Origin of the sequence: Dietzia sp. DQ11-38-2, assembly GCF_014145055.1 — a bacterium.
In the GTDB taxonomy this organism is placed as follows: domain Bacteria; phylum Actinomycetota; class Actinomycetes; order Mycobacteriales; family Mycobacteriaceae; genus Dietzia.
Genome location: NZ_JAALDW010000306.1, coordinates 1 through 1,103, shown reverse-complemented (window position 1 = coordinate 1,103; position 1,103 = coordinate 1). Strand labels below are relative to the sequence as shown.

Here is a 1,103-nt window from a genome sequence, read left to right as displayed (position 1 = left end):
GTAGCCGTGGCGGGGCGGCGGCGGTCAGTCCCAACTGTCGACGTGGCGCATCAGTGGCAGCGCCTTCCGCTGGATCCGGCCCATCCGGGAGTGGATCACGTCGAGGGTCTCGATCGCCTCGGCCACATAGGGCCCCTTGTTGAGCATCACGCACTCGGACCTCTGCGCGGACCCGGCGTCGGAGATCTCCGCGCGCGACGGGATCCCGGTCTTCGCCAACGACTCCAGCACCTGCGTCGCCAGGACGACGGGGACGCGGGCCGCCTGGCACATCAGCGTGATGTTGCGCGGAATCTCCGAGAGCGACTCGAAACCCATCTCGACGGCGAGGTCACCGCGGGCGATCATCACACCGATCCGCTCGTGACGCATCGCCTCCAGCAGCAGGTCCGGTAGCGCCCGGTACGCCTGCCGGGTCTCGATCTTGAGGAGCAGTCCCAGCTCCCGCCCCGACTCCGAGGCCGCGGATTCCAGGGCCTCGACCGCGTCGGCGACGTCCCTTCTGGTCCGCACGAACGACAGCGCCACGAGATCGGCGTGTCGGGACGCGAAGTCGAGACTCTGTCGGTCCTCCTCGGTCAGCGCGGGGGTGTCCATCTCCAGTCCCGGGACATTGATCCCCTTCTCCGACCCCAGCCAGCGGCCACCCTCCCGGCAGCGCACCACCTCCAGCCTGGCCCAGGGGGCGTCCGTGGCACCCGGGGTGGCGGTCTCGACGACCTCTGCGGAGATCACCCCGTCGTCGAACAGGACGCGGTCACCCACCGCCAGCGCCTCCACGACCGCGGGAAGCGCACATCCCAGTCGGATCTCCGCACCGGACCGCGGTGGATCCACCGGTTCCATGTCCACGGTGAGCAGGATCCGGTCCCCGGAGTGGACGCGAATCCGCTGGGGCACCGCAGGGATGCCGCGGACCCTGGTGCGCTCGAAGTCGCAGTCGATCAGCGTGCCGTCGCGCACCCACGCGTTGCGATCACCCTCCGCGAGGACTCCACCGTCATCCACGGACACCACGGTGAAGCGTCGACGCAGCCGCCGTGCATCGGGGACCTCGATCACGTCCCCGGGCCTCCGGCCCGCGAGCCACCGCGGGTCCACCC

At 70.3% G+C, this 1,103-nt stretch carries 1 protein-coding gene; it reads right to left on the bottom strand.

All coding sequences use genetic code 11. The features are described from left to right. Nucleotides 1-24 precede the first annotated feature (24 nt). Nucleotides 25-1,103: pyruvate kinase (locus G6026_RS10880; protein ID WP_241728034.1), on the bottom strand; the 1,079-nt coding region annotated here is incomplete at its 5' end.